Origin of the sequence: Janthinobacterium glycogeni (assembly GCF_051380725.1) — a bacterium.
Classification (GTDB): Bacteria; Pseudomonadota; Gammaproteobacteria; order Burkholderiales; family Burkholderiaceae_D; genus Janthinobacterium.
On the sequence record NZ_JBNYXP010000006.1, the window covers coordinates 219,027 to 246,000 of the forward strand.

The window sequence follows — 26,974 nt, forward strand, 5'->3', positions numbered from 1 at the left end:
CCTGCGCGGAATGTCCCGCGCCTGAAACGGGCGGCAAGACAGGGGCGATGCGCAATGATTCCCCTCATCAAATCTTATTGCTAATTTGCATCTTTGTCGACAAATCGGCACTTTTATTTGGTAAGTCGTGGTTATCTTGTCGCGTTCGCCAGCATAAATTGTCAATAAAACCAGTTATCATTGCGCCAATATCCGCCCTGCTGCATACTTTTAGCTTGCCTCACCATGGCCTTCCCGCCTGCCACTGCCTCGTCTCCATGCGTCTTCTGTCGATCAAATACCGCCTGCTCATCCTCCTGACCCTGATCCTGGGGGCGGGCTTCCTGGCCACCAGCCTGGCCAGCTACCTGGCTTCGCGCCAGGCCATCGAGCACGGCATCGCCGATCAGACCCTGCCGCTGACGGGCGACAACATTTACTCGGAAATCCAGAAGGACATGCTGCGCCCCGTCTTCATCTCCTCGCTGATGGCGCACGACACCTTCGTGCGCGACTGGATACTGGCCGGCGAAAACAAGCCGGAACAGATCGTGCGCTACCTGGCCGAAGTCAAGAAGAAATACGGCGCCATCACCAGCTTTCTCGTCTCGGACAAGAGCGGCAAATATTATTACGCGGAAGGCACCTTGAAATCCGTCAGTCCAGAGGCGACCCGCGACATCTGGTACTACCGCGTGCGCGCCATGGACAAGACCGACTATGAAACGAATGTCGACGTGGACATGGCCAACCGCGACAGCATGACCATCTTCATCAACCACCGCGTGGTCGACTACGATGGCCAGTTCATCGGCGCCACCGGCATCGGTCTGACCCTGGCCACCATGAGCCACATCATCGACCGCTACCAGGCGCGCTTCCACCGCAACATCTATTTTGTCGATGCCGCCGGCACTCTGGTGCTGGCAGGCAAAAGCGTGCGCAACGGGCATGGCAACATCCGCAGCCTGCCCGGCGTGAGCGCCGTTGCCGAGCAGATCATCAACCACCGCAGCGAGCCGACGCATCTGTCGTACCAGCTGGGCAGCGCGCAAATCCTCGTCAATTCGCGTTTCATTCCCGAACTGGGCTGGTACCTGGTGGTCGAGCAGAACGTCAGCGACGAAGTCCAGTCGCTGCAGCGCGTCTTCATCTTCAACCTGGCCATCAGCTTCGGCGTCACCTTGCTGGTACTGGTCTTGACCCTGCTGACGGTGAACCGCTACCAGCGCCGCATCGAGCGCATCGCCTCGACGGATGCCCTGACCGGGCTATTGAACCGCCAATCGCTGGAATTGCTGTTTCAGCGCGCGATGTTATTGTCCAAACGCAACGAGCAGCCGATGTCGGCCATCCTCTTCGACATCGATTTCTTCAAGCGCGTCAACGATACCCACGGCCACCTGTGGGGCGACAAGGTCATCCGTGGCGTGGCGGACGTGGCGCGCGCCACCGTGCGCGAAAGCGACGTCATCACGCGCTGGGGCGGCGAGGAATACCTGGTGCTGCTGAATAACTGCAGCCTGGCCAAAGCGGCGGAAGTGGCGGAAAACCTGCGCGCCGCCATCGAAGGCCACGATTTCGGCCTGCCCGAACCGCGCGTCCCCGTGACGATCAGCCTGGGCGTGACCGAGTACCGGCCGGAGGAAAGCGAATCGGCCTTCTTTTCGCGCGCCGACAGCGCCTTGTACCAGGCCAAGGAGCAGGGCCGCAACCGCCTGCACGCCGCCTAAAGCGCGGACTTGCGCCGGGCCAGATCCTGCGTGGGCGCCACCAGCGCCCGGTACAACTCGCCCGTGGCCGCATCCCAGCTTTGCACGGCCAGCTGCTGGCGCCGCACGGTGGCCGAATCGCCGCGCGCGATGGGGCCGGACAGCGCGGGCGCGGCGCCCAGGCGGAACACGTTCGCCACCGCTTCCGTCACCAGCGGCTGCGCCAGTTCGCGCGCCACGGGTTCGGGAATGCCGGCCGCCTGGTAGGCGCGCAAGGCCGCGTCGAGCACCGTCACCAGGTAATTGCTGGCGAAGACGGCAGCGGCGTGATACAGGGTCTTGGCGGCCGGATCGATGGGCACGGGGCGCGCGCCGATGGCGATCAAGGCCGGCGTGAGGAAAACCAGCGCCAGCGGGTCCCCTTCGACGCCGCAAAACGTGCCGTCGAAGGTGGCGGCCACTTGCCGCGGGTCGGCAAAGCTGCGGATCGGGTGGGCGCTGGCGACAAACGCGCCGGCCTGCGTGGCGGCCAGCAGCACGTTCGAGGCCAGCGCGCCGCTGCAGTGGAACACGATGGCGCCCGCCTGGCGTCCCTCGGCCACCAGCGCCGCGCTGGCCGGGCCGATCTGGTCGTCGGAGACGGCCAGCATGGTGACATCGGCGTGGCGCAAGGCCGCATAACTGTCGACGGGGGTGCCGGCGCCGATGAAGTCCACGGCCGCCTGCGCCGACGCCATCGAGCGCGTCAGCACATCCTGCACCGCGATCCCGTCCACGCCGGCGAACAAACGGCCCAGCACCTTGCCCACGTGGCCGGCGCCGATGATATTCAATGTCACGTTCATGATGATTGTCTAAAAGCTCGATCCCGGCTGGCGCAGGAATTCCACTTCTTCGGGAGTCGAGGGGCGACCGAGGATGGCGTTGCGGTGCGGGAAGCGGCCGAAGCGGGCGATCACTTCCTGGTGCCGCTCGGCGTAGTCGAGCATGCTGTCAAAACCGGGCTGCGCCTGCGACAACCGCTGGAACAGCTCGACGGCGCGCGCCTGCATGGCCAGGTCTTCCGCATGTTCGAACGGCAGGTAGGCAAAGGCGCGCAGCATGGGCGGCAGCTGCCGGTCTTGCCCCGCTTGCGTCAAGGCGACGGCCAGCGCCAGCGCCCTGGCGTCGCCGGCAAAGGCGCGCGGCGTGCCGCGATACACATTGCGCGTGAACTGATCGAGCACGATGAGACGCGCCAGCGCGCCGAGCGGCGTGGCATCCCAATCGCGCAAGCCGCCGTCGATGGCGGCATCGATCGGCGCGCCGAAACGCGCGCGTATCTGCGCATCGAAGCCGTCATCCTTGCGGAACCATTCCACGCGCGACTGGCCATAGCCCGGGTGTTCCGGCGGCAGGAACCAGAAATCGAGTACCTCTTGGGCCTGGGGGTCCATGTCCATCCTCTCAGCATCCGTATCAATTGCGGGCATGCGACAGCTGGAAGCCGGCGATGCCTTCGAAGGCGGCCAGTTCGGCCGACATGGCCGACAGGCTGGCGCCCGTGTTCTTGCCATGCGCGATGGCGACAAAGCGCCATTCCTGCATGCCGTCCGTGCTGCCTATGGTCAGCGAGCCGCCGGCGATGTCGTAGCCGCGCTTGGCGGCCATGCGCCGCAGCGCATCCTCGCGTGGAATAAACCCTTGCTTGAAGCGCATGGTGATGGCCACCGCGTGGCGCGACGGCAGCCAGTTCTCCAATTTTGACAGAAAAATCATCGCCATCGCGCACAAAAAGGCCAGGCCCATGGCCGACAGATAAAAGCCGATACCGACCATGATGCCGATCACGGACGAGGCCCAGATCGAGGCGGCCGTCGTCAGGCCGCTGATATTGAAGCCCTCGCGCATGATGACGCCGGCGCCGAGGAAACCCACGCCCGTGACGATGCCCTGGATGACGCGCGTGGGATCGCTGCCGACGATGGCGCCATGGCCGCCGTACCAGAACTCGGGATAGCCGCCCAGCACGGTCAGCGCGGCCGAGGCCATGCACACGAGGCTGTAGGTGCGCATGCCCGCCGCGCGCCCGTGATACGAACGCTCGTACCCCACCAGCAAGCCCAGCAGCAGCGCGCCCAGCAGGTTCAGCAGGATCACGCCATTCGTCGCCAGCTCGGCCGGCGACCAGTAGGCGCGCAGGAAGTCGATGGTCGGCATCTAGGGCTTTTTCGTCAGCTGCTTTTCAAACGCCACGTCGAGCTTGCTGACGCGGCGCGCCTTTTGCGGTCCCAGGCCGTTCACGAAGGCGACAAAGGCGTCCAGTTCCAGCGGCGGGCACAGGGGCGGCAAGCCGGGGCCTTCCGTGAGGAAGAACAGTTCATCGCCCGTGCGCGCCATCGTGTAGAGGCGGTTGCCGGTGCGTTCCTTGAGCCGCTCGATGGCGGAGGTGGCGCGGGTCGAGCGCATCAGATGGCTCCCGTGCGCTGTTCCAGCCACGCCAGCGCAGGCGCATCGGCCTGCGCGGCCAGGTGCGGCGCCAGGCGCGCGCGCACGGTGGCGTGGTAGTCGTTGAGCCAGGCCGCCTCGTCGTCGCGCAACAGCGAGCGTTCCACGCAGCGCGTGTCGATCGGGCACAGGGTCAATGTCTCAAAACGCAGGAATTCGCCGAAGGGCGTCGTCCCCGCCGGCACATTCAGCACCAGGTTCTCGATGCGGATGCCCCACTGGCCGGGTCGGTAGATGCCCGGCTCGACGGAGGTGATCATGCCCGGTTCCATGGCCGTCTGCGGCTCCGGCATGGCGGACTGGGAAATCGATTGCGGCCCTTCGTGCACGTTCAGGAAGAAACCCACGCCGTGGCCCGTGCCGTGGCCAAAGTCGATGCCTTCGGCCCACAGCGGTGCGCGGGCGATGGAATCGAGCATGGGCGACTTCACGCCGCGCGGGAACTGCGCGCGCGACAGGGCGATCATGCTGCGCAAGACCAGGGTGAAATCGCGCCGGTGTTCTGCCGTGATCTTGCCGACGGGGACCACGCGCGTGATGTCCGTGGTGCCGCCCCAGTACTGGCCGCCCGAGTCGATCAGCAGCAAGCCGTCACCTTCGACGGTGGCCTCACTGCCCGCATGGGCGTGGTAATGCATGATGGCGCCATGCGCATTGAAGCCGGCGATGGTGCCGAAACTGGGGCTGACAAAACCGGCGCGGCGGGCGCGGGCGGCCGTCAGGTGTTCATCGACGCCGATTTCCGTCAACGGCGCGCGTTGCGGGTCGGCCAGGGTGGCGTCCAGCCAGCTGAAAAACTCGCACAGGGCGGCGCCGTCCTGCTCCATGACGGCGCGCACGTGCGCCGCTTCGGCATCCGTCTTGCGCGACTTGGCCAGGGTGGTCGGGTTGATGGCTTCCACCACCTGCACGCCCTCGGCCACGGCCTGGCGCGTGCCGAACGTGATGCGGCGCGGATCGAGCAGCAAGGTGGCGCCGGACGGCAAGGCGGCCAGTGCGGCCGCCGCGCGGTCATACGCGGCCACGTCCACACCTTCGCTCTCCAGAGTGGCGCGCAGGGCGGCAGGCACCTTGCCGTCGGCAACAAACACGGTGGCGCGCTCGGGGCCCACCAGCGCATGGGCGAGGAAGACGGGGTTGTAATTGACGTCGGCGCCGCGCAGGTTGAACAGGTAAGCGATATCGTCGAGCGTGGAAATCACGTGATAGCTGGCGCCGTGCGCCGCCATGCCGGTGCGCAGGGCTGCCAGTTTCTGCGCGCGCGACAGCGATGGATACGCGGCCGCATGCTCGTACACGGGCGCGGCGGGCATGGCCGGGCGATCCGGCCAGACGGCTTGCAGCACATCGGTATCCGTGCGCAGGGTCACTTGCGCGCCCAGGGCCTGCTGCAGCAGGCGCGCATTGGCCAGGCCCAGCACGGCGCCGTCGACGGCTACCGTCTGCCCCGGCCGCATGGTTTCGCCCAGCCAGTCGATATACAGCACGCTGGCGCCGGACGGGATTTTCTTCAGGACGATGCCGCTGCCGGCCAGCTCCGTTTCTGCCTGCTCCCAGTAGCGGCCATCAGTCCACACGCCGGCGAAATCCTGCGTCACGACCAGGGTACCGACGGAACCCGTAAAGCCCGACAGCCACTCGCGGCCCTGCCAGCGGGCCGGCAGGTACTCGGACAAATGCGGGTCGGCCGACGGCACGATCAGGGCATCGATGTGCTGCGCGCGCATGGCGGCGCGCAGCTGCGACAAACGGGAGGCGGGAGTGGATTGGTCTGGTGTCTGCATGGGAGCGAAAATGGAGCGGTGCTGGGAAGCGTCTATGATACCGCGATTAGCAGCCGGGCTGCACTTGGTGCAGCGCCAGCAGCGCCCCGGCGGCGGCGGCGATTTTTTCCAGCAGCGCCTCGTCGTAGGGCAGCCACGGCACGGCGCCCAGCTTGCTCCCCTGCGCTACCACCTCGATCACCGCCTCGGCGCCATCCTTCGTGACCCTGCCGGTGGTCAGGTGGATCGCATGCCGGCCCACCATCACGTGGCGCGCTTGCAGCGCCATTCGGCCATCCTCGATCTGGTCCGCGAATACCTGTTCCAGCACGGCGCGCCGCATGCCCGCCATCGGCCCCGGCGCCAGGTTGGCCAGGTAACACAGGCGCTGTTCGCGCTCCACGCTTTGCTCTTCGTCCACCAGCGCCAAGGCGCTGGCGCTGACCAGCAGGTCCACCGCGCGGCACGCTTCCGAATAGGCCACGGGCGCCATCGGCATCATCTGCGCGGGCGCCAGCCCGTTGGACGTGCAGGCGCCGCCCGCGCCTGGATAGACGCGTCCCTCGAGGCGCAGCAATACGCGCCAGGCGCCGAACTGGCGCGACAAGCCTTCATCGTCGTCCAGGCGCCAGCCTTCGCGGCGCGCCAGTCCCAGCAAGGTAGGCAGCGACAGCTGGTAACCGGCAAATGGGGCGCCGCCGTCGCCGGGCGGCGCATATATTTCGCGATACACCTGGCGCAGCGGCTGGCGCAGGCGCCGCTGCGCGACCAGCGATTGCCAGGCGGCGCGCTCTTCCCCGCTGCCATGCAAGGGGTGCCACAGGCCGATCTCGCCTTGCTCAGGCAAATCCACTGACAGCCCCTGCGCATCGATGGCGCCCTTCCCGTCGAGCATGAAGGCCATCCCATCGCGCGTGCGCCAGACCAGCGCGCGCGCCACCGCGTCGATATCGGCATCGTCGCGCAGGCCACGCCACTGGTCCAGGCCAAACCACACCTCGCTGGCGTAGCCCGCTTCCAGGCGGCGCGCCAGCATGGCCTGGCGCCGCTTGCCCATGGGACCCGGCATGCCGATCCTCCAGGCGATATCGGGCCGTTCGGCCAGCGCCCGTTCGGCCGGTTTCAGATTGCGTTCCAGTTTCTTGCGGATGCCCGCATGGCGTACCTGGGCCAGCGCCGCACGCAGGGCCTGCAGGCTTTCGGGCGTGGGAATGGTTTCCACCGCATGGCCCAGCGCCATCGCCAACGACTGCGACGGCGCGCTCTTGGCCGCGCCGGGCGCCACGCATGCCAAGGGCAGCAGGACGGTGATCACGGGCCTGAACCATGCATCATCGCGATAGGACGCCACCCGCGCGGCGCGCGCCAGCACCGGAGAGTCTGCCGTGGCAAAGGCGGCATCGGCCGCATACGGCACGCTGCCGTCGTGGATGGCGGCGATATGGCGCGCCGCCTGCTCCAGTATCGTGCGCGCAAAATCCACATATGCCGCATCGTCGGCCAGCACGTCGGCGGGATCGGCCTCGCCGATGCTGTCGCGGTTCCAGTGGCCGCTGTAGCGCGAGCCGGCCAGCGCCAGCAGTGATGTTTTCGCCAGTTGCGGCAGCAATTCCAATTCATGCAACGTCAATGGCATCGGATAAAGGGCGTGACGCTCCTCCATTGCCTGCGTAAATTGCGCAGGGGCGTCGCCACCAGCAAGGCGCGCCAGCAGGTAGGCCTGGTAGGGGCACTCGGCCCAGCCCGAGGTTTTGCCGAGAATGCGCCGCGCCTGCCCCGCCGTGCCTGCCGGTGCCTCGCCGTGCAGGCAAGCCAGGCAGCCGATGACATACTCCCATTCCCGGTTGTAATCGCCGGCCGCGTCCAGCGCATCGAGGAACATGTCGCCTGCCAGCGCCGGCGCCAGGTTCATGCTGCTCGCTTGTGCCAATAGCGTCGTGGCCAGCTCGCGCCGCGCCGTATCGTCATGGCCGAAGCGCGCCGCGCGGTGCAGCGCCCCCCAGATGGCGCCCAGTTCTTCGGGTGTCCAGTCGCTGAAATCGACGGGTGGCCCCGTGAATCGCGCATGCTCGACAAAGCCGCCATCGAGGCGCGCGCGCAGCGCAGCGGCGCGAGCGGACTCAGATGGCATCATCGGCCTCGTAGCGGCGCAAGCCTTCCAGGTCCAGCACGCGGATGCCGCCGTAATCGAGGCGCAATAAACCCTTTTTTTCCAGCACCTGCAAGGCCTGGTTGGCGCGCTGGCGCGAAGAGCCCGACAGCAGGCCGATTTCTTCCTGCGACAGCTGCACCAGCGTATCCACGCTCGGGTACAGGTGCGAATGGAACATCGAGGCCAGGCAGCGCGCCACGCGCGTGTTCAGGTCCAGCAGGCGCTCGTTTTCCACCATGCCGATGAACTGGCCCAGGCGCTCATTGAGCTGCATCAGCAGAAAGCGCGTGAATGGCAGGCTCGTTTCCAGCAGCCAGTGGAAGGTGGCGGCAGGCAGGCGCGCCACGCGCGTATCGCGCACGGCGATGGTGTCGTATTTGCGCATCTCGCGTTTGAGCAGCGAACCTTCGCCAAACCAGCTGCCTGGCGGCATGCCCGTAAACGTCATGGCCTTGCCGGACGCGGAAAAATTATTCATCTTGACCATGCCGCTGATGACGCCGATCCAGTTGTCCACCGGTTCGCCCTTGCGGCAGACAAAGCCGCCTTTCGGCACGAAGGTTTCAAACACATCCGCTTCGACCCGGGCCATTTGCACGGGGTCGAGCAGCTGCGCCCAGTTGGCCGCGCGCACGGCATCCTTGAGGCTGATATCAGGGTAGGTCATTGTGCGATGCACCATCGAAAAGTGGGTAAATGTCCCCGAAAAGACAACTCGGCAAACTAACGCAAGCTACTATCATTGCACAAACGCCTGACACATAAAAAACACAGAGCGCCATCCAACGAGGTGGAGCCTGAGACAAGCAACAGGGAGACACTGGTGCAAACGAATACCACAGCAACAATGCCGACTTTTCCGCGGCGCTTATTGCAACACGGGACAGTACGATCCGACAAGCCCGCCTTTCGCGAAAAACACCTGGGCATCTGGCAGACCTGGACCTGGGCCGAGGTCAACGAGGAGGTGCGCGCGCTGGCCTGCGGCCTGGCCGCCATCGGTTTCCAGCGCGGCATGAACCTGGCCATCATCGGCGACAACCGTCCCCGCCTGTACTGGGCCATGCTGGCCGCGCAAAGCCTGAGCGGCGTGCCCGTGCCGCTGTACCAGGACGCGCCGGCCGCCGACATGGCCTACGTGCTGCAGGATGCGGAAATCCGCTACGCCATCGTCGAAGACCAGGAGCAGGTCGACAAGCTGCTCGAACTCAAGGCCCTGTATCCGCACGTCGCCCACATCGCCTATGACGATGAACGGGGCATGCGCCATTACCGCCAGCCTGAGCTGACGTCCTTTGCCGCCCTGCAGGTGCTGGGCAGGGCCTACGACCGCGACCATCCGGGCTTTTATGATGCCGCCGTGGCGGCGGGCCAGGGCAACGACTCGGCCGTGATTCTGTACACCTCGGGCACCACGGGCAAGCCGAAAGGCGTGTGCCAGAGCCATACGGCGCTGCTGGCAGCGGGCGAAGGCGGCGTCGCCTTCGACCAGCTCACCGACAATGAGGACATCCTGTCCTACCTGCCCATGGCGTGGGTGGGCGACTGCCTGTTCTCGCTGGCGCAGGCCATGGTGGCCGGCTTTACCGTCAACTGCCCCGAGTCGGGCGACACGGTGATGATCGACATGCGCGAAATCGGCCCGACGTGCTACTTCGCGCCGCCGCGCGTGTTCGAGAACATGCTCACCAGCGTGATGATACGCATGGAAGACGCGAGCAGCATCAAGCGCCGCATGTTCAGTCATTTCATGGACGTGGCCAAGCGCTGCGGCGCGCAGATCCTGGATGGCAAACCCGTGTCGCCGGCGGACCGTCTCAGCTACAAGCTGGGCGAACTGCTCGTCTACGGCCCCCTGAAAAACGTGCTGGGACTGTCGCGCGTGCGCGTCGCCTACACGGCCGGCGCCGCCATCGGCCCCGACCTGTTCCGCTTCTACCGCTCGATCGGCGTCAACCTCAAGCAGCTGTACGGCTCCACCGAAACCTGCGCCTACGTGTGTTTGCAACCGGACGGCAATATCAAGTTCGACAGCGTCGGCTTGCCGGCGCCCGGCGTGGAAGTCAAGCTGGCGGCCAATGGCGAAGTGCTGGTCAAGTCGCCCGCCACCATGAGCGGCTACTTCAAGCGCCCCGACGCGACGGCTGAAGTGATCGACGACGACGGCTACTTCCACACGGGCGACGCGGGCGTGTTCGACAGCGAAGGCCATTTGAAAATCATCGACCGCGCGGCCGACGTGGGCAAGATGAATTGCGGTGCCATATTCGCGCCCAACTACATCGAAAACAAGCTCAAGTTCTTCCCCTTCATCAAGGAAGTGGTGGCCTTCGGCCATGCGCGCGACCAGGTGTGCGCCTTCATCAACATCGACATCGAAGCGGTGGGCAACTGGTCCGAGCGGCGCGGCATCGCCTATTCGGGCTACACGGACCTGGCGGCGCGCGCCGAGACCTACGGCTTGATCCGCGACTGCATCGAGCAGGTCAACGCGGAACTGGCGGCCGACCCCTTGATGGACCGCACGCAGGTGCACCGCTTCCTGGTGCTGCACAAGGAACTCGACCCGGACGACGACGAGCTGACGCGCACACGCAAGGTGCGCCGCAAATTCATCGCCGAAAAGTACGCGGTGCTGATCTCCGCCCTGTATGAAGGCAAAACAACGCAATACATCGAGACCCAGGTGAAATTCGAGGACGGCCGCACCGGTTCAACCAGCGCCGACCTGCAGATCTGGGACAGCAAAACGTACCGGCCCCAGGGCCTGGCCGCATGATGGAGCACAGCACGATGCAAATGAACGAACCCGACGCCCATTTCGGCACGGCCCGCAAGACGGGGCCCGTGATCCTCGACCTGAAGAACATCTCGCTGTCGTTCGGCGGCGTGAAAGCGCTGACCGACATCTCGTTCGACGTGAAACAGCATGAAATCCGCGCCATCATCGGCCCGAACGGCGCGGGCAAAAGCTCGATGCTCAACGTGATCAATGGCGTGTACCGCCCGCAGCAGGGCGAGATCATTTACCGGGGCGAGCACCGGCGCGGCATGGATTGCTACGCGGCCGCCAAGTCCGGCATCGCGCGCACCTTCCAGAACATCGCCCTGTTCAAGGGCATGACGGTACTGGACAACATCATGACGGGGCGCAACCTGAAGATGAAGTCGAATTTCCTGCTGCAAGCCCTGTACTGGGGCCCGGCGCGGCGCGAGGAAATCGAGCACCGCAAGAAAGCCGAGGAAATCATCGACTTCCTGGAAATCCAGGCCATCCGCAAGACGCCCGTGGGACGCCTGCCCTACGGCTTGCAAAAGCGCGTGGAACTGGGCCGCGCCCTGGTGGCCGAACCGGACATCTTGCTGCTCGATGAACCGATGGCCGGCATGAACGTGGAAGAAAAGCAGGACATGTGCCGCTTCATCCTCGACGTCAACGACCAGCTGGGCACGACCATCGTGCTGATCGAGCACGACATGGGCGTGGTGATGGATATCTCCGACCGGGTGGTGGTGCTCGATTACGGCAAGAAGATCGGCGACGGCACGCCCGACGAGGTGCGCAGCAACCAGGATGTCATCAACGCCTATCTCGGCGTGGCGCACTAGACGAGGAATAGCAATGAATATCAATTTTTTCTTTGAAGTGCTGATCGGCGGCCTGCTGTCGGGCGTCATGTATGCGCTGGTGGCGATCGGTTTTGTGCTGATCTACAAGGCTTCGGGCGTGTTCAATTTTGCGCAGGGAGCGATGGTGTTTTTCGCCGCCCTCACCTGCGTCGGCATCATGGACAAATTCGGCCTGTCGCTGTGGCTGGCCATCCCGCTGACGATGGTGACGATGATCGTATTAGGCATGGCGATTGAAAGGGTGGTCTTGCGCCCGCTCGTCAACCAGCCCGAAATCACGCTGTTCATGGCCACCATCGGCCTGACCTTTTTCATCGAAGGCCTGGCGCAGCTGATGTGGGGCTCGCAGGTGCACAAGCTGGACCTGCCCATCGAAGACGTGCCGATGCAATTCCTGATGGACCGCTTCGACATCAACATCTCGCAATTCGACCTGATGGCGGCCGGCATCTGCGCGCTGCTGGTGATCTGCCTGGCCCTGCTGTTCTCGAAAACCAAGGTGGGCCGCGCCCTGCGCGCCGTTGCCGACGACCACCAGGCGGCGCTGGCGGTCGGCATTCCGCTGCAGCGCATCTGGGCCGTGGTGTGGGGCGTGGCGGGCCTGGTGGCCCTGGTGGCCGGCTTGCTGTGGGGCGCCCGCAACGGGGTGCAGTTCGCTCTCACCTTCATCGCCTTGAAGGCCTTGCCCGTACTGATCCTCGGCGGCTTTACGTCGGTGCCGGGCGCCATCGTCGGTGGCCTGATCATCGGCGCCTCGGAAAAGCTGGCCGAAGTCTACCTCGGTCCCATGGTGGGCGGCGGCATCGAAGGCTGGTTCCCGTATGTGCTGGCCCTGCTGTTCCTGCTGGTGCGCCCGGAAGGCCTGTTCGGCGAGAAGATCATCCGGCGTATTTGATCCATTGCAGGTCGGATTAGCATCGTAGGTCGGGTTAGGCCGCAGGCCGTAACCCGACAACAGCCAACACAGTCATCAAAGGATATACCCATGATTTACCGTGAAGCAGGACAATTCAAGACCAGCTACCAGGCTGACAACCAGATTTTCCCGATCCGGCAAGACCGCCTGGCGCTGACGGCCACGCTGCTCGTCGCCGTCTTCCTCCTGCCGTATATCGCCTCGCCCTACATGCTGTCGGCGATCCTGATCCCCTTCCTGATCTTCGCGCTGGCGGCGCTGGGCCTGAACATCCTGACCGGTTACGCGGGCCAGCTGTCGCTGGGCACGGCCGCCTTCATGGCCGTGGGTGCGTTCGCCTCGTATAACTTCATGGCGCGCCTGCCGGGATTGCCGCTGCTGGTGTCGTTCATCCTGGGCGGCCTGTGCGCGGCCATGGTGGGCATCGCCTTCGGCCTGCCTTCCCTGCGCATCCGCGGCTTTTACCTGGCGGCGTCGACGCTGGCGACGCAGTTCTTCGTCGTCTGGTGCCTGACGAAGATCCCGTACCTGACCAATTACAGCTCCTCGGGCGTCATCACGGTGCAAAAGATGACCATCCTCGGCTACCAGTTCGACACGCCGCAAAGCAAATACCTGCTGGTGCTGGCCATCGTGGCCGGCATGGCCCTGCTGGCCAAGAACATGATCCGCTCGAACGTGGGCCGCTCGTGGATGGCCGTGCGCGACATGGACATGGCGGCCGAGGTAATCGGTTTCCGTCTGATGCGCACCAAGCTGCTGGCGTTTGCCGTCAGTTCGTTCTACTGCGGCGTGGCCGGCGCCCTGTATGCGTATGCCTACCTGGGCACGGTGGAGCCGGAAGCGTACAACCTGGACCTGTCCTTCCGCATCCTGTTCATGATCATCATCGGCGGCGTCGGTTCGATCCTCGGTTCCTTCCTGGGCGCGGCCTTCATCGTGCTGCTGCCCGTCTTCCTGAACACCATCGCGCATGGCCTGGCGTTGCCGACCAGCGTGGCCTCGAACCTGGAACTGATGGTGTTCGGCGCGCTGATCATCTTCTTCCTGATCGTCGAGCCGCACGGCCTGGCCAGGCTGTGGCAGATCGCGAAAGAAAAGTTGAGACTCTGGCCCTTCCCCCATTAAGTTTTTGCAGTCGATGTCGGTTCACTTGAATACCAAATAAAACAAGAGGAGACACACAATGAAACACATCAAATCGCTCATGCTGGCCGCCGCCATCGCCAGTGCCGCACTCACCATGGCCGGCAGCGCCCAGGCGCAGGACAAGGAACAATACATCGCCCTGCCGTCCTACCGCGTGGGACCGTACGCGGCCGGCGGCTCCGGTTTCTACGGCGGCATCATCGATTACTTCAACCTGGTCAACCAGGCCGGCGGCGTCAACGGCGTGAAAATCAGCTGGGAAGAATGCGAAACCGAATACAACCCGTCGCGCGGCGTCGAGTGCTATGAACGCCTGAAAACCAAGCAGGGCGGCGCGACGCTGGTCGAAACCCTGTCCACGGGCGTCGCCTACGGCATCCTGGACCGCGTGGCGCAGGACAAGATCCCCATGACGATGATCGGCTACGGCCGCTCGGACGCCGCCAACGGCAAGGTCTTCCCGTACGTGTATCCGCTGATCTCCAGCTACTGGAGCCAGGCCGCCGCCATGATCAAATACCTGGGTGACAAGGATGGCGGCATGGACAAGCTGAAAGGGAAAAAAATTGTCCACCTGTACCACGATTCGGCCTTCGGCAAGGAGCCGCTGCCCGTGCTTGAAGCGCTGTCGAAACAGTACGGTTTCGAACTGGTGAAAATTCCCGTCGCGCCGCCAGGCAGCGAACAGCAATCGCAATGGCTGCAAATCCGCCAGGCCAAACCGGACCACGTGATCCTGTGGGGCTGGGGCGTGATGAACTCCGTCGCCATCAAGACGGCGCAGCGCAACGGCTTCCCGCGCGACAAGATGCTGGGCGTCTGGTGGGCCGGCTCCGAGGAAGACACGATTCCATCGGGCGACGCGGCCAAGGGCTATACGGCGATGACGTTCAATACGCCGGGCAACTACCCCGTGCTCGACGACATCCGCAAGAAACTCTACGCCTCCGGCAAGGGCAACCTTTCCGACCAGTCGCGCATCGGCTCCGTCTACCACATGCGCGGCGTGACGGCCGGCATCCTGTGGGTCGAAGCGATCCGCACGGCGCAGGAAAAATTCGGCAAGGGCAAGCCGATCACGGGCGAGCAGATGCGCTGGGGCCTGGAAAACCTGAACGTCGACGATGCGCGCCAGAAGGCCGTGGGTGCGCTGGGCATGTTCCCCACCGTGAAAACCAGCTGCGACGACCATGAAGGCTCGGGCGCCGTGAAGGTGCAGCAGTGGGATGGCAAGAAATGGACCGCCATCACGCCGAAATGGATCGTCGGCGACAAGGCCCTGGTGCGCAAGCTCGTCGAGGAATCCTCGAACAAGTACGCGGAAGAGAAAAAGATCACGCCGGCGTGCATGAAGTAAGCGGCTCTCAAAGTGGTGTCGGATTACGCGCGTTGCGCTAATCCGACCTACCTCGATACGACGTAGGTCGGATTAGCCGAAGGCGTAATCCGACAAGCACCAACATCACATGAAAACGAAGCAGCCATGACACCCACTGCCACGCAAACACCAGACACCGCGCCGCCGCCCTACCTGTCGGTGAACAATATCGAAGTCATCTACGACCACGTGATCCTGGTCCTGAAAGGCGTGTCGCTGCAGGTCCCGCAAGGCAAGATCGTGGCGCTGCTGGGCGCCAACGGCGCCGGCAAGTCGACCACCCTGAAAACCATCTCGACCCTGCTGCGCGGCGAACGCGGCGACGTCACCAAGGGCGAAGTCCAGTTCAAGGGCGAACGCGTGGACCAATTGACGCCGAATGAACTGGTCAAGCGGGGCCTGTCGCAAGTGATGGAAGGGCGCCACTGTTTCGGCCACCTCACGATCGAGGAAAACCTGCTGACGGGCGCCTACACGCGCAGCCTGTCGCGTGGCGAACTGAAAGACGCGCTGGACAAGGTCTACCACTATTTTCCGCGCCTGAAAACCCGGCGCAGCAGCCAGGCCGGCTATACCTCGGGCGGCGAGCAGCAGATGTGCGCCATCGGCCGCGCGCTGATGGCCAAGCCATCGATGATCTTATTGGACGAACCCTCGATGGGTATCGCGCCGCAGATCGTCGAAGAGATCTTCGGCATCGTCAAGGACCTGAACCAAAAAGAAAACGTCTCCTTTTTGCTGGCCGAGCAGAACACCAACGTGGCGCTGCGCTATGCCGACTTCGGCTACATCCTGGAAAACGGCCGCGTCGTGATGGAAGGGCAGGCTCAGGAACTGGCCAGCAACGAAGACGTCAAGGAGTTTTATCTGGGTGTCTCCAGCGCCGGGCGCAAGAGCTTCCGCGACATGAAGTTCTACCGCCGCCGCAAGCGCTGGCTGGCCTGACAAGGGGGCTGCCGTCATGGACCTGGAACGGGCGAAGCAAGTGTGCCGCGGCTTTCCCGGCGCGACCGAAGACATCAAGTGGGGCGACGTGCTGGCGTTTTGCGTCGGCGGCAAGCTGTTCGCCCTGTGCGGCGCGGAAGCGCGCAGCACGCGCGGCATGAGCTTCAAGGTCGATGCGGAACGCTTCCTGGAATTGACGGACCGCCCCGGCTTTCGCCCGGCGCCCTACCTGGCGCGGGCCAAATGGGTGCTGGTCGCCAGCCCCGACGCGCTGGACGACGACGAAATGGCCGCCCTGCTACAGCGCTCATACAGCCTGATTTTTGCGGGGCTGACGAAAAAAATGCAACGTGACATTGGAGAATCCGCAACATGACCGATACGCTCGACAGTCTGGAAGCACGCGCCCCCGAAGCGCGCGAACGCGAAATGATGGCAGGCCTGCCGCAGCTGATCGCGCGCGCGCAACAGGCGCCGGGCTGGGCCCGCATCCTCGATGGCGTCAACGCGGCCGACGTCACCAGCCGCGCAGCGCTGGCGCAGCTGCCCGTGACGCGCAAGTCCGACCTCAAGCAATTGCAGCACGACGCCCTGCCGTTCGGCGGCTTGAACACGACGCCAAAAAACGCGCTGTCGCGCGTGTTCGTCTCGCCCGGCCCCATCTTCGATCCGGAAGGCCGCGGTCCCGACTGGTGGCGCTTCGCGCGGCCCATGTACGCGGCCGGCGTGCGCGCCGGCGGCTTGCTGCAGAACTGCTTTTCGTATCACTTCACGCCGGCCGCCTTCATGGTCGAAGGCGGCGCCGCGCGCATCGGCTGCACCGTCATCCCGGCCGGCATCGGGCAGACGGAAATGCAGGTGCAGGCGATGGCCGACCTCAAGCCCGACACGTATATCGGCACACCGTCGTTTTTAAAACTGATCATCGAGAAGGCGCGCGAAATGGGCGCCGACATCAGCAGCGTCACCAAGGCCGTGATGGGCGCGGAAGCGCTGCCGGAATCCTTGCGCAGCTGGTTTGCCGAGAACGGCGTGCCGCACGTGTTCCAGACCTATGCCTCGGCCGATATCGGCAGCATCGCCTATGAAACGGCCAGCAACGGCAAGCTCAATCCCGGCATGGTCGTCGACGAAAACGTGCTGCTCGAGATCGTCCATCCGGGCAGCGGCATTCCCGTCGCGCCGGGCGAGGTGGGCGAAGTCGTCGTCACCGTCTTCAATGCCGACTACCCGCTGATCCGCTTCGCCACGGGCGATCTGTCGGCCGTGCTGATGGACGCGCCGGAGTCGCCGTGCGGGCGCACGAATACGCGCATCAAGGGCTGGATGGGGCGCGCCGATCAAACCACCAAGGTGCGCGCCATGTTCGTGCATCCGTCGCAGGTGCATGAAATCGCGCGCCGCCACCCGCACATCAGGAAGGCGCGGCTGGTGGTGTCGGGGCGCATGGCCAACGACGAGATGGCCTTGCATTGCGAAGTCGACGATCCGACGGACGCCAGCGGCGTGGACGCCATCATCGGCTCGATCCGCGAACTGACCAAGCTGCGCGGCGACGTGGTGCTGGTGGCGGTGGGCAGTCTGGCCCAGGATGGGAAAATCATCGACGACATGCGCGATTACAAATAAGGCCGATTTGCGGGATAATACCGGCATTGACCATCAGCCCCTTTCATCGCCATGCAAGAGTCCATGCAAGAATTTCATCACAACCGTGCCCGTGACCTGATCAAGAACGCGGAACTGCTGTTCGACCAAGATACCGTGCAGGCGTCGATCACGCGCATGGCCGATGTGCTCAACACGCGCTTCAACGCCGAGGATTCGAAAGAGTTCCCGCTGGTGCTGGGCGTGATGGGCGGCGCCGTCGTGTTTACGGGCAGCCTGCTGCCGCAACTGAGCTTCCCGCTCGAATTCGACTACATCCATGTGAGCCGCTACGGCGACGACGACAAGGGTGGCGAAGTGGTGTGGAAAGTCATCCCCCGTTCGAACGTGGCGGGCCGCACCGTCATCGTGCTCGACGATATTCTCGACGAAGGCGAAACCCTGGCGCATGTCAAGCAGCGCTTGCTGGACATGGGCGCCTCCGAGGTGATCCTGGCCGTGTTCGCCGACAAGGCCATCGGCAAGAAAAAGCCCGTACAAGCCGACATTGTCGGCCTGGTGATCCCGAACCGCTTCGTCGTCGGCTTCGGCATGGATGCGTACGGCTACTGGCGCAACCTGCCAGGGCTGTGGGCCATCAAGCCCGAGGATTTGAAGCAGGAGTGATTGTGGTGTTGTCGGATTACGCGCTACGCGCTAATCCGACCTACCAGTGCCCGGTGGCGTAGGTCGGATTAGGCCAAAGGCCATAATCCGACAACGACCACCAGCGTTACAGCTTCAGCCGCGCGCGCGCCGCCTCATATTCGGCCTTCAGGCGCGCCACCATCTCTTCCACGCTCGGCACGTCATCCATCAAGCCCACACCCTGGCCCGCGCCCCAGATGTCGCGCCAGGCCTTGGCGCTGCCGGAGCCGAAATTCATCACGCTCTTGTCCGCTTCGGGCAAGGCTTCCGGATCGAGCCCGGCCGCTTCTATCGATTTTTTCAGGTAATTGCCGTGCACGCCCGTAAACAGGTTCGTGTAGACGATGTCGGCCGCGGCAGACTCCACGATGGCGTCGCGGTAGCCGTCGCTGACGTTCGATTCCTTGGTCGCCAGCCAGCGCGAGCCGATGTAGGCAAAGTCGGCGCCCATCGCTTGCGCGGCCAGCACGGCGTCGCCCGTGGCGATGGAGCCCGACAGCGCCAGCGGGCCGTCGAAGAATTTGCGCACTTCGCCCACCAGCGCGAACGGCGACAGGGTGCCCGCGTGGCCGCCGGCGCCGCTGGCGACTAGGATCAGGCCATCGACACCCGCCTCCAGCGCCTTTTTCGCGTGACGGATCGAAATCACGTCATGCAGCACGATGCCGCCATAGCTGTGGATGGCGTCGAGCATTTCCTTGGGCGGCGCGCGCAGCGAGGAAATGATGATGGGGACCTGGTGTTTCACGCACACTGCCACGTCATGCGCGAGGCGGTCGTTCGACTGGTGCACGATCTGGTTGACGGCGATCGGCCCGACTTTTTTATCGGGATGGGCGGCCTGGAAGGCGGCCAGCTCGGCCTGCAGGTCGGTCAGCCACGTATCGAGCAATTCGGCAGGACGCGCGTTCAGGGCCGGGAAGGAACCGACGATGCCGGCCTTGCACTGCGCCGCGACGAGGGCCGGGCCGCTGGCGATGAACATCGGCGAGGCGATAACGGGTAAGGAGAGGTTTTGCAACGCAACAGGCAATGCCATGGCGGACTCGCTGGAAAGTTGATCGGACGTAAAAGACACACTGAGCGTTGATTATAGTGCAGAAAAAGTACGATCGTGCTGAATTTATCGCGGACGTGTTTCAGCCGTCGTTAAGCAAGTACTCACCCTCGACCCGCGCCGCTGCTGCCCTGCATAGTTGCGACACGGCCCACTCGGCCAACGCGGCCGCCTCCTGGCGCAGGAAGCGCCGGTTGGCCGCTTCGAAGACGGGCATGCCGCGCAGCAGGGCCGATATCTCGGCGACGGCGATGCGCTGGCGCTCCAGCAGCAAAAATTTCAGCAGCACCTTCACCGCGTTCTGCGCGTTGCGCACGGGGTCGGATGCCAGGTAATCGAGACGAGAATAGGCGCGCTGCAGGGCGCCGGCGGCATCCGTGAACGGCCGTCCGTGGCCGGGAATGACGACCCGCACGTCCAGACTCGCGATCAGGTCCAGCGTGGCGCGCGCCTCCAGAAAGCCGGAGCCGCCATCGAGTTCCGGGAAGATCACGCCAAAGCCGTTTTCCCACAGGGCGTCGGCGGAGATCAGGATGCCCTCCTCGGCGCAGTAAAAAATCAGCGAGTGCGGGTCGTGGCCCGGTGCGCCCAGGGCCTGCCAGGCCATGTCGCCCAGCGTCAGCTTGTCGCCGGGCGAAACGGTGGCGTCAAAGCGGAAGCGCGGGCATTGCTGGCCCGTGGCCTGGAAACTCAGGGCGTCCACGTCCCAGGTTCGCACCTTGTCCGCTTCCAACACGGGAATGGCCGTATGGCAGCCGTATTCGGCTTGCAGCAGCGCATTGCCGCCGCAATGGTCGGAATGCAGGTGCGTATTGAACAGGCGGTCCAGCGGCCGGCCCGCCAGGCTGTGGCGCAGCAAGGCCAGGGTCTGCGGCGCATGCGTGACATAGCCGCTGTCGATCAGGGCCGTGTCATCGCTGCCCTGGAACAGGATGTTGTTCGACGACAGCCAGCCGCGTTCGAACACCTGCATGGCATCGGGGAACAGCGCTGGCGATCGCGGCATGGGCTTCCTCAGTAGTTGGGCTCGAAATCGAGCAGGGATTCTCGTCCCGGCAATTCGGCCCACACGGCGCGCTTGAAGTCGTCATCGGCCTTGCTCCAGGCGATGATCTCGTCAAGCGTGCGCAGGCAACCTTCGCACAAGCCGCTGTTGCGGTTCATCTTGCACAGGCTGACGCACGGCGACGGCACCGGCGACGGCAAGGGGAGCGGAACGGCTGGCGGAGGTGGGGGAGCGACCATCATGGAGCGGCATCGGTGTTTGTACAGGCTTGCATTATGCCGCGAAACCGCGCCGGCGAGTCGGTGGCATCGCCCCGCAATGTCTCCATGACTATTATTTCCTGGCAAAACAATGATCAACAACCGCTCTTGCGGAAATTTATTTTGCTGCCTGTTCTCACTCTGCGGGTGCTCGTCCTACAACACAATCAGGCCAGATCCTGCTTGACTTGAGACATTTCAGAACTATACTACCATCCATACAGATGGCAAATGGATGCCACGTGGAGTTTATGGAGAGATATGGCCAAGCAAGACAGCAAGCCCAAAATTGGGGAATCCGAGAAAATCACGATCAACCTCGGCTTGATTGACCTGGGGCAGATCGATCTGCTGGTCCAGGAGGGATTTTATTCCAACCGCACGGATCTGATCCGTACGGCCATACGCAACCAGCTCGGTATCCACGCCGACGTGGTGAAACAAACCGTGGCCCGTAAAAGCCTGGTATTGGGCATGCAGCATTACTCGCGCGCCGACCTGGAAGCGATCCAGGCAGCCGGCCAGCGACTGCAGATACAGGTGCTGGGACTGGCCAGCATCGCCAGCGACGTCTCGGTGGAACTGGCACTGGCCACCATCGAGTCGATTTTCGTATTAGGTGCCCTGCACGCCAGCACTGTCGTCAAGACGGCGCTCGCAGGGCGAATTCACTAGCGTATTGGTTCGCGGCGATGACCCGGCCGATGCGCGGCACCGTTAAGGATGGTCATGAAACTACCTCTCAACATGCTGGCGCAGATGCGCACAGCGACCCGTAATCTGATGGGCAGCGGTCCCGCCGCCGCCACCGAAGCGATCCAGAAGGCGCTGTCCGCCGCCGGCCTGGCGCCGCAAGCGGCCGCCACGCAAGCGCCGCCGCAGCCGATGCGCGACATTAATCCGCCACCAGCACAGGCCCGGACGCAGCAGCCGCACGCTGACGCCGCGCCGGAAGCGCCCGCCGCGCCGCCCACGCCCGCGCAGGCGGCACAGGATTTCGCGCAGGACTTCATGGCGCGCCTGGGCGTGCCGGCCGGCCTGGGCCAGCACAGCTTCGACATGCCCAGCTTCGATCTGCCCAATTTCCACCCGCCCGGCTTCAACGCGCCGGCCGCCACGCCGGCGGAGATCCCCGCCGGGGCGCAGTTCATCGACGGCGTGTACCGCAACCACGCAGGCACGCGTTCGTACAAGCTGTATATCCCCAGCAGCTACCACGGCCAGGCCATGCCGCTGATCGTCATGCTGCACGGCTGTACGCAAAATCCCGACGATTTCGCCGCCGGCACGCAGATGAATGCGCTGGCCGAGGAAAAGGAGTGTTTTGTCGTCTACCCGGCGCAGACGCAGGGCGCCAACAGTTCGCGCTGCTGGAACTGGTTCAACGCCATTGACCAGCAGCGCGACCAGGGCGAACCGTCGCTGATCGCCGGCATCGCCCAGCAAGTCATCGACGAATACCCGGTCAACGAGCGCGAAGTGTTCGTCGCCGGCCTGTCGGCGGGCGGCGCCATGGCCGTCATCGTCGGCACCCTGTACCCTGACCTGTTTGCCGCCGTCGGCGTGCATTCTGGCCTGCCCTTCGCCTCGGCGCAGGACTTGCCGTCGGCGCTGGCCGCCATGAAGGGCGGCGCCATGCCCAATGCCCAGCGCAAGGCGCCGGCCGGCGGCGTGCCCATCATCGTCTTTCACGGCGACCGCGACACCACCGTCAACCCGCGCAATGGCGATGAACTGATCGCCCAGGGCGTGCGCAGCCAGGCGGGCGGCAAGGCGGCCAAGGCCGCATCCGTCGACGGCAGCGTGCCGAACGGCCACCGCTACACGCGCACCACGCACAGCCAGGCCGACGGCTCGCCGCTGGGCGAACACTGGGTCATCCACGGCGCCGGCCATGCCTGGTCCGGCGGCAGCAACAACGGCAGCTATACGGACGGAAAAGGTCCGGACGCCAGCCGCGAGATGCTGCGCTTCTTCAAGACCGTCAGCTGATATTCTCGGTGTAGGGCGCGATCTGCCGCTGCTTGTCGGCGATCTCGCATACGCCGTCGGCATAGCGGTTGGAGATGGCGATGAACTGGTCCTGGATCTGCAGGAAAGCGTCGACGATCTCGGCGTCGAAGTGCGAACCGCGCCCCTCGACGATGATCTGCACGGCCTGCGCGTGGTCCATGCCCTGCTTGTAGATGCGCCGGCTGATCAGGGCGTCATACACGTCGGCCAGCGCCATCAGGCGCGCCGAAATCGGGATGGCGTCGCCCGCCAGGCCTTGCGGATAGCCGCTGCCATCCCATTTTTCATGGTGGCTGTAGGCGATCTCTTTCGCGTACTTGAGGAAATCGACCTCGATGCCCAGTTCGTGCTCGGCCGCCAGGATGGCGTCGCGCCCCAAGGTGGTGTGCGTCTTCATGATGGCCATTTCATGCGGCTCGAAACGCCCCGGCTTGAGCAGGATATGGTCGGGGATGCCCACCTTGCCGATATCGTGCAGCGGCGCCGTCTTGAACAGCAGTTCGATATTCTTGTCCGTCAAAAAATCGCGGAAACGCGGCAAGTTGCGCACCTTCTCGGCCAGCGCCTTCAGGTAGTGCGAGGTGCGGCGGATATGGTTGCCCGTCTCGCTGTCGCGCGTCTCGGCCAGCGAGGCCATGGCGTGGATGGTGACGTCCTGCAGCGCCGCCACTTCCTGCACGCGGCGCTCCACTTCCGTTTCCAGGTACTGGTTCTGGTCGCGCAGGAAATCCTGCATCTGCTTCATCGCCAGCTGTGTCTTGATGCGCGCCAGCACGATGGGTGCCGAAATCGGCTTGGTGATGTAATCGACGGCGCCCAGGGCCAGGCCCAGCTGCTCGTCGGCCACTTCGCTCATGGCGGTCACGAAAATCACGGGAATGCCTGCCGTGGCGGGATCGGCCTTCAGCGCGCGGCACACATCGTAGCCGCTCATGCCCGGCATCATGATGTCGAGCAGGATCAGGTCGGGCTGGTCGCTGCCGGCGGCGATCTTCAGGGCGCGCTCGCCATTGACGGCGATCTTGGTGCGGTAATCGTCTTCCAGCACCGCGCGCAGCAGATCGATATTGTCTGGCGTGTCGTCGACCACCAGGATGGTTGGCTTGCTTGCCGGCGCTCTCATACCCGTCCTTCGTTCTGCATAGTTATCCTTCTCACAGTGTCAACTCCAGCGCATCGGCCACCTCGCCCAGTTGCGCCAGCGCACCTTCGAAATCGTATTGTCCCAGCATGCGCTTCAACTGGCGCGCATGTTCCGCCTGCCCCGCCGCGACGAGCACGGGACCGATGCCGTCGAGGTGCTTGACGGCCTGCGCATCGTCCTGCTGCAGCAGCTGCGACAATTCGCGCAAGCCCGCTTCCAGGTATGCCCGGTCCACCGGCGCCACGTGCGCCACCGCCGCGCCGCCCGCTTCGGCCGCATTGCCGCGCGACTGCATGGCCAGCACGATCTTCGGCACCAGCTCGTCGAGCGCCAGGGTACAGGCGGCCAGCGCCTGCGGCAAACCGTCGTGCGAGCCCAGACTGAGCAAGTGCTCGACCCGCGCGGCGCTGTCGGCCAGGCCGCCGGCGCCGATATTGCCGGCCAGGCCCTTCAGGGTATGCGCTTCGCGGATCGCCGTCTCGAGCTGGTTGTTCTCGATGGCGGCAACGATGCGCTGCATGGCGTCGAACTGGGTTTCCACGAAACGGTCCAGCAATTTTCGCATCAAAGCGGCATTGCCGCCCACGCGGCGCATGGCTTCCGTCATTTTCAGGCCGGCGATCACGGGCAGCTCCGCTTCCGGCTGCGCCACCGCCGCCGTCATTGCCTGCGGCGCGGCCGGCGCGATCCAGCGCGCCAGGGTGCCGAACAGCTGCGCCACGTCGATCGGCTTGGCGATGAAATCGTTCATGCCGGCGTCCAGGCATTTCTCCTTGTCGCCGACCATGGCATTGGCCGTCATGGCGATCACGGGCAAATTCGAGTAACGGGGGTCCTGGCGCAGCTTGCGCGTCGCCTGGTAGCCATCCATCACCGGCATCTGGCAATCCATCAGCACGCCGTCATAGGCGTTTTCCTCGATCTTCGCCAGCGCGATGGCGCCATTGCCCGCGATGTCGACGCGGATGCCGGCGTCGTTGAGAATATGCTGCGCCACTTCCTGGTTCACTTCATTATCCTCGACCAGCAGCAGCCAGGCGCCGCGCAGGGCGCGCTCGTCATCGCGGTAGCTGCTCTGGCGCTGCGTCTTGCGGCTCTGTCCCGTCACGCCGCCAAACACGAACGCTATCTGGTCGAGCAAGGTCGAGGCGCTGACCGGCTTGTTCAATATCCCGTCGAGCGGCAAGTCGCGCTGACGCGCCGCCTCCAGCAGCGCTTCGCGATGGAAGGCCGTGACCATGATGCAGGCCGGCGTCGCATCGATGCCGGCGGCATCGGCACGGATGCCGGCAAGGGTATCGAGGCCGTTCATGCCCGGCATTTTCCAGTCCATCAGCAGCAGTCCGTACGGACGCCCCTCGGCGCGCGCCTGCGCCACGGCGCCGATGGCCAGCACGCCGCCAGACACGGCACGCGCCTCGAAGCCCAGCGCCGCCAGCATGCTGACGAAGATTTCACGCGCGCTGGGGTTGTCGTCGACCACCAGCACGCGCAGGCCCTGGAACTGCTGTTGATGTTGCAACTGCGGCAGATTATCGCGCGGCACGGCGGCCAGGCCGAAGCGGGCCGTGAAGAAAAAGGTGCTGCCCACGCCCGCTTCGCTGACCAGGTCGATCTCTCCTTCCATCATTTCCACCAGGCGTTTGCTGATGGTCAGCCCCAGGCCGGTGCCGCCATGGTGGCGCGTGGTGGAGGTGTCGGCCTGGGTAAAGGCCTGGAACAATTTGCTGCGCTGGGGCGGCGTCAGGCCGATGCCCGTGTCGCGCACGTCCACACGCAAGACAGCCGCATGCTCTTCCAGCTGCTGCAGGCGGATGGTGACGACGATCTCGCCCTTGTCCGTAAATTTGATCGCGTTGTTGGTCAGGTTGATCAGCACCTGGCCCAGGCGCAGCGGATCGCCCTGCAAGGCGTTCGGCACGTCGGGGGCGATGTCGAACAGCAGTTCGAGCCCCTTGTCCTGCGCGCGCATCACGGACAGGTCGGCGATCTGCGCCAGCACGTCCTCGAGGAAAAAATCGACTTTTTCAAAGGCCATCTTGCCCGCCTCGATCTTCGAGAAATCGAGGATGTCGTCGATGATGGCCAGCAGGTTCTTCGAAGCCGATTCCACCTTCTCCAGGTAGTTGCGCTGGGTCGACGTGAGTTCCGTCTGCAGCGCCAAATGGGTCATGCCGATGATGCCGTTCATCGGCGTGCGGATTTCGTGCGACATATTGGCCAGGAAGTCCGACTTCATCTTGGTCGCATCCTCGGCCACTTCGACGGCGTGGCGCAGGTCCTGCTCGACGGCCAGGCTGGTGCTCATATTCTTGAGCGCCTGCAGCAATTCGCCCGTCTCGTCGCGCGATGTCACCTCGATGACGGAACTGAAGTCGCCATTGGCCACGCGCGTGGCGATCGCCACCGCCTCGCCCAGTGGACGCGTGATCGAGCGCGCCGACCAGGCAAAAGCCAGTCCCGTCAGCAGGGCCGCCAGGCCGATGCCGCCCATCAGCAGCAGCGAGGTGTCGATGTCGTTGCGTATCCTGGCCGCGCTGTCGCGGATCAGCTGTTGCTGCAAGTCGTCGAGCCGGCCCACGTACAGCAGCACTTTTTCCAGTATCGGCAAGGTCTGCGTCTGTATGGCCTGCTCGGCGCGGGCATCCTCGCCGCGCTCGACCAGTTCGAACATCGTCTTGAGCGAGCCGTAGTACTCGGCGCGTGCCAGGTGCATCTGTTCCAGCAGGCGTCGTTCCTCGGGCCGCGCATCGAGACCGTCGAGAATGCGCACCTGCTCATCGATGCCTTGCTTGATCGCTTCCAGACGCACCTGGTTCGCCTGGCGCAGCGCCAGCTTGTGCTGGTTCGGCAGATTGCCGATGCGCGTGGCGGCCTCGCGCGCCAGCCCGTGGATCTTGCTGGTGGCCTTGGCGGCAACCCAGTCGCGCTGCAGGATATCGTCGGTCTCGGCGCGGATGGCGTAGATGCGGCTGCCAGAGAGGACGATGACGATCAGCATCAGCACGATCAACATGGCATAACCGGCATTGATGCGCACGCCGATACTGATATCCCTGAAGCGCATAAACTTTCCTATAAGAAATTC

The 26,974-nt window shown here is 64.3% G+C and carries 24 protein-coding genes; 12 read left to right on the plus strand and 12 right to left on the minus strand.

Annotated features, from left to right (window positions below):
* Nucleotides 1–257 precede the first annotated feature (257 nt).
* Nucleotides 258–1,712 carry a sensor domain-containing diguanylate cyclase gene (locus ACQ4W4_RS16100; protein WP_436542849.1) on the plus strand — a complete coding sequence of 485 codons (1,455 nt, stop codon included), beginning with the start codon at nucleotides 258–260 and terminating at the stop codon, nucleotides 1,710–1,712.
* On the opposite strand, the gene ACQ4W4_RS16105 is transcribed toward ACQ4W4_RS16100, so the two are convergent.
* Genes ACQ4W4_RS16105 through ACQ4W4_RS16135 form a run of 7 tightly spaced genes read right to left on the minus strand, consistent with a single transcriptional unit; the run spans nucleotide 1,709 to nucleotide 8,760 of the window.
* Nucleotides 1,709–2,536: a Rossmann-like and DUF2520 domain-containing protein gene (locus ACQ4W4_RS16105; RefSeq protein WP_436542850.1), complete on the minus strand. Its 828-nt coding sequence runs from the start codon at nucleotides 2,534–2,536 to the stop codon at nucleotides 1,709–1,711. The two genes, ACQ4W4_RS16100 and ACQ4W4_RS16105, sit on opposite strands and share 4 nt — an antisense overlap.
* Nucleotides 2,537–2,545: 9 nt before the next feature.
* Entirely contained in the window at nucleotides 2,546–3,133 is a 588-nt protein-coding gene (locus ACQ4W4_RS16110) for a DUF924 family protein (protein WP_436542851.1), read from the minus strand.
* Between the two features lie 16 nt (nucleotides 3,134–3,149).
* Nucleotides 3,150–3,890 (minus strand): MgtC/SapB family protein, encoded by a 741-nt coding sequence (locus tag ACQ4W4_RS16115; protein WP_086137278.1) that lies wholly within the window; start codon nucleotides 3,888–3,890, stop codon nucleotides 3,150–3,152.
* Nucleotides 3,891–4,139 carry a hypothetical protein gene (locus ACQ4W4_RS16120; RefSeq protein WP_034752831.1) on the minus strand — a complete coding sequence of 83 codons (249 nt, stop codon included), beginning with the start codon at nucleotides 4,137–4,139 and terminating at the stop codon, nucleotides 3,891–3,893.
* Nucleotides 4,139–5,962: an aminopeptidase P family protein gene (locus ACQ4W4_RS16125; RefSeq protein WP_436542852.1), complete on the minus strand. Its 1,824-nt coding sequence runs from the start codon at nucleotides 5,960–5,962 to the stop codon at nucleotides 4,139–4,141. The genes ACQ4W4_RS16120 and ACQ4W4_RS16125 overlap by 1 nt, the downstream gene beginning before the upstream one ends.
* Before the next feature lie 46 nt (nucleotides 5,963–6,008).
* The gene (locus ACQ4W4_RS16130) at nucleotides 6,009–8,075 is read right to left on the minus strand and encodes a DUF4132 domain-containing protein (RefSeq protein WP_436542853.1); all 2,067 of its coding nucleotides are present in this window, start codon (nucleotides 8,073–8,075) and stop codon (nucleotides 6,009–6,011) included.
* The gene (locus ACQ4W4_RS16135) at nucleotides 8,062–8,760 is read right to left on the minus strand and encodes a Crp/Fnr family transcriptional regulator (protein WP_436542854.1); all 699 of its coding nucleotides are present in this window, start codon (nucleotides 8,758–8,760) and stop codon (nucleotides 8,062–8,064) included. Before ACQ4W4_RS16135 ends, ACQ4W4_RS16130 begins: the two co-directional genes overlap by 14 nt.
* Before the next feature lie 180 nt (nucleotides 8,761–8,940).
* On the opposite strand from ACQ4W4_RS16135, the gene ACQ4W4_RS16140 reads away from it, so the two are divergent.
* The 9 genes from ACQ4W4_RS16140 (at nucleotide 8,941) to ACQ4W4_RS16180 (ending at nucleotide 18,385) form a co-directional block, all read left to right on the plus strand.
* Nucleotides 8,941–10,872: an AMP-binding protein gene (locus tag ACQ4W4_RS16140; protein WP_436542855.1), complete on the plus strand. Its 1,932-nt coding sequence runs from the start codon at nucleotides 8,941–8,943 to the stop codon at nucleotides 10,870–10,872.
* 14 nt (nucleotides 10,873–10,886) lie between these two features.
* The gene (locus tag ACQ4W4_RS16145; RefSeq protein ID WP_035828489.1) at nucleotides 10,887–11,702 is read left to right on the plus strand and encodes an ABC transporter ATP-binding protein; all 816 of its coding nucleotides are present in this window, start codon (nucleotides 10,887–10,889) and stop codon (nucleotides 11,700–11,702) included.
* Between the two features lie 19 nt (nucleotides 11,703–11,721).
* Nucleotides 11,722–12,618, plus strand: coding sequence for a branched-chain amino acid ABC transporter permease (locus ACQ4W4_RS16150; RefSeq protein ID WP_436543009.1), 897 nt, complete (start codon nucleotides 11,722–11,724; stop codon nucleotides 12,616–12,618).
* A 90-nt stretch (nucleotides 12,619–12,708) separates the two neighbouring features.
* Nucleotides 12,709–13,767: a branched-chain amino acid ABC transporter permease gene (locus ACQ4W4_RS16155; protein ID WP_436542856.1), complete on the plus strand. Its 1,059-nt coding sequence runs from the start codon at nucleotides 12,709–12,711 to the stop codon at nucleotides 13,765–13,767.
* A 58-nt stretch (nucleotides 13,768–13,825) separates the two neighbouring features.
* Nucleotides 13,826–15,145, plus strand: coding sequence for an ABC transporter substrate-binding protein (locus ACQ4W4_RS16160; protein ID WP_099665905.1), 1,320 nt, complete (start codon nucleotides 13,826–13,828; stop codon nucleotides 15,143–15,145).
* Nucleotides 15,146–15,271: 126 nt separating this feature from the next.
* Entirely contained in the window at nucleotides 15,272–16,111 is an 840-nt protein-coding gene (locus ACQ4W4_RS16165) for an ABC transporter ATP-binding protein (protein ID WP_099408128.1), read from the plus strand.
* A 16-nt stretch (nucleotides 16,112–16,127) separates the two neighbouring features.
* Entirely contained in the window at nucleotides 16,128–16,487 is a 360-nt protein-coding gene (locus ACQ4W4_RS16170; protein ID WP_436542857.1) for an MmcQ/YjbR family DNA-binding protein, read from the plus strand.
* The gene (locus ACQ4W4_RS16175; RefSeq protein ID WP_436498100.1) at nucleotides 16,484–17,740 is read left to right on the plus strand and encodes a phenylacetate--CoA ligase family protein; all 1,257 of its coding nucleotides are present in this window, start codon (nucleotides 16,484–16,486) and stop codon (nucleotides 17,738–17,740) included. The genes ACQ4W4_RS16170 and ACQ4W4_RS16175 overlap by 4 nt, the downstream gene beginning before the upstream one ends.
* 63 nt (nucleotides 17,741–17,803) lie before the next feature.
* On the plus strand, nucleotides 17,804–18,385 hold the full coding sequence (locus tag ACQ4W4_RS16180) for a hypoxanthine-guanine phosphoribosyltransferase (RefSeq protein WP_070218966.1): 582 nt from the start codon (nucleotides 17,804–17,806) through the stop codon (nucleotides 18,383–18,385).
* A 106-nt stretch (nucleotides 18,386–18,491) separates the two neighbouring features.
* On the opposite strand, the gene ACQ4W4_RS16185 is transcribed toward ACQ4W4_RS16180, so the two are convergent.
* From ACQ4W4_RS16185 to ACQ4W4_RS16195, 3 genes are all read right to left on the minus strand, one after another.
* Nucleotides 18,492–19,445, minus strand: coding sequence for an NAD(P)H-dependent flavin oxidoreductase (locus ACQ4W4_RS16185; protein WP_436542858.1), 954 nt, complete (start codon nucleotides 19,443–19,445; stop codon nucleotides 18,492–18,494).
* Between the two features lie 100 nt (nucleotides 19,446–19,545).
* On the minus strand, nucleotides 19,546–20,469 hold the full coding sequence (locus tag ACQ4W4_RS16190) for an MBL fold metallo-hydrolase (RefSeq protein WP_436542859.1): 924 nt from the start codon (nucleotides 20,467–20,469) through the stop codon (nucleotides 19,546–19,548).
* Between the two features lie 8 nt (nucleotides 20,470–20,477).
* Entirely contained in the window at nucleotides 20,478–20,711 is a 234-nt protein-coding gene (locus ACQ4W4_RS16195; RefSeq protein WP_436542860.1) for a DUF1289 domain-containing protein, read from the minus strand.
* A 279-nt stretch (nucleotides 20,712–20,990) separates the two neighbouring features.
* Here ACQ4W4_RS16195 and ACQ4W4_RS16200 point away from each other — a divergent pair, with 279 nt between their 5' ends.
* Nucleotides 20,991–21,404, plus strand: coding sequence for a CopG family transcriptional regulator (locus tag ACQ4W4_RS16200; protein WP_034783786.1), 414 nt, complete (start codon nucleotides 20,991–20,993; stop codon nucleotides 21,402–21,404).
* 54 nt (nucleotides 21,405–21,458) lie between these two features.
* Nucleotides 21,459–22,721 (plus strand): extracellular catalytic domain type 1 short-chain-length polyhydroxyalkanoate depolymerase, encoded by a 1,263-nt coding sequence (locus tag ACQ4W4_RS16205; RefSeq protein WP_436542861.1) that lies wholly within the window; start codon nucleotides 21,459–21,461, stop codon nucleotides 22,719–22,721.
* Here ACQ4W4_RS16205 and ACQ4W4_RS16210 read toward each other — a convergent pair.
* Nucleotides 22,714–23,865 carry a response regulator gene (locus tag ACQ4W4_RS16210; RefSeq protein WP_436498109.1) on the minus strand — a complete coding sequence of 384 codons (1,152 nt, stop codon included), beginning with the start codon at nucleotides 23,863–23,865 and terminating at the stop codon, nucleotides 22,714–22,716. The two genes, ACQ4W4_RS16205 and ACQ4W4_RS16210, sit on opposite strands and share 8 nt — an antisense overlap.
* Before the next feature lie 31 nt (nucleotides 23,866–23,896).
* Nucleotides 23,897–26,953 (minus strand): response regulator, encoded by a 3,057-nt coding sequence (locus tag ACQ4W4_RS16215; RefSeq protein ID WP_436498111.1) that lies wholly within the window; start codon nucleotides 26,951–26,953, stop codon nucleotides 23,897–23,899.
* Nucleotides 26,954–26,974 lie beyond the last annotated feature (21 nt).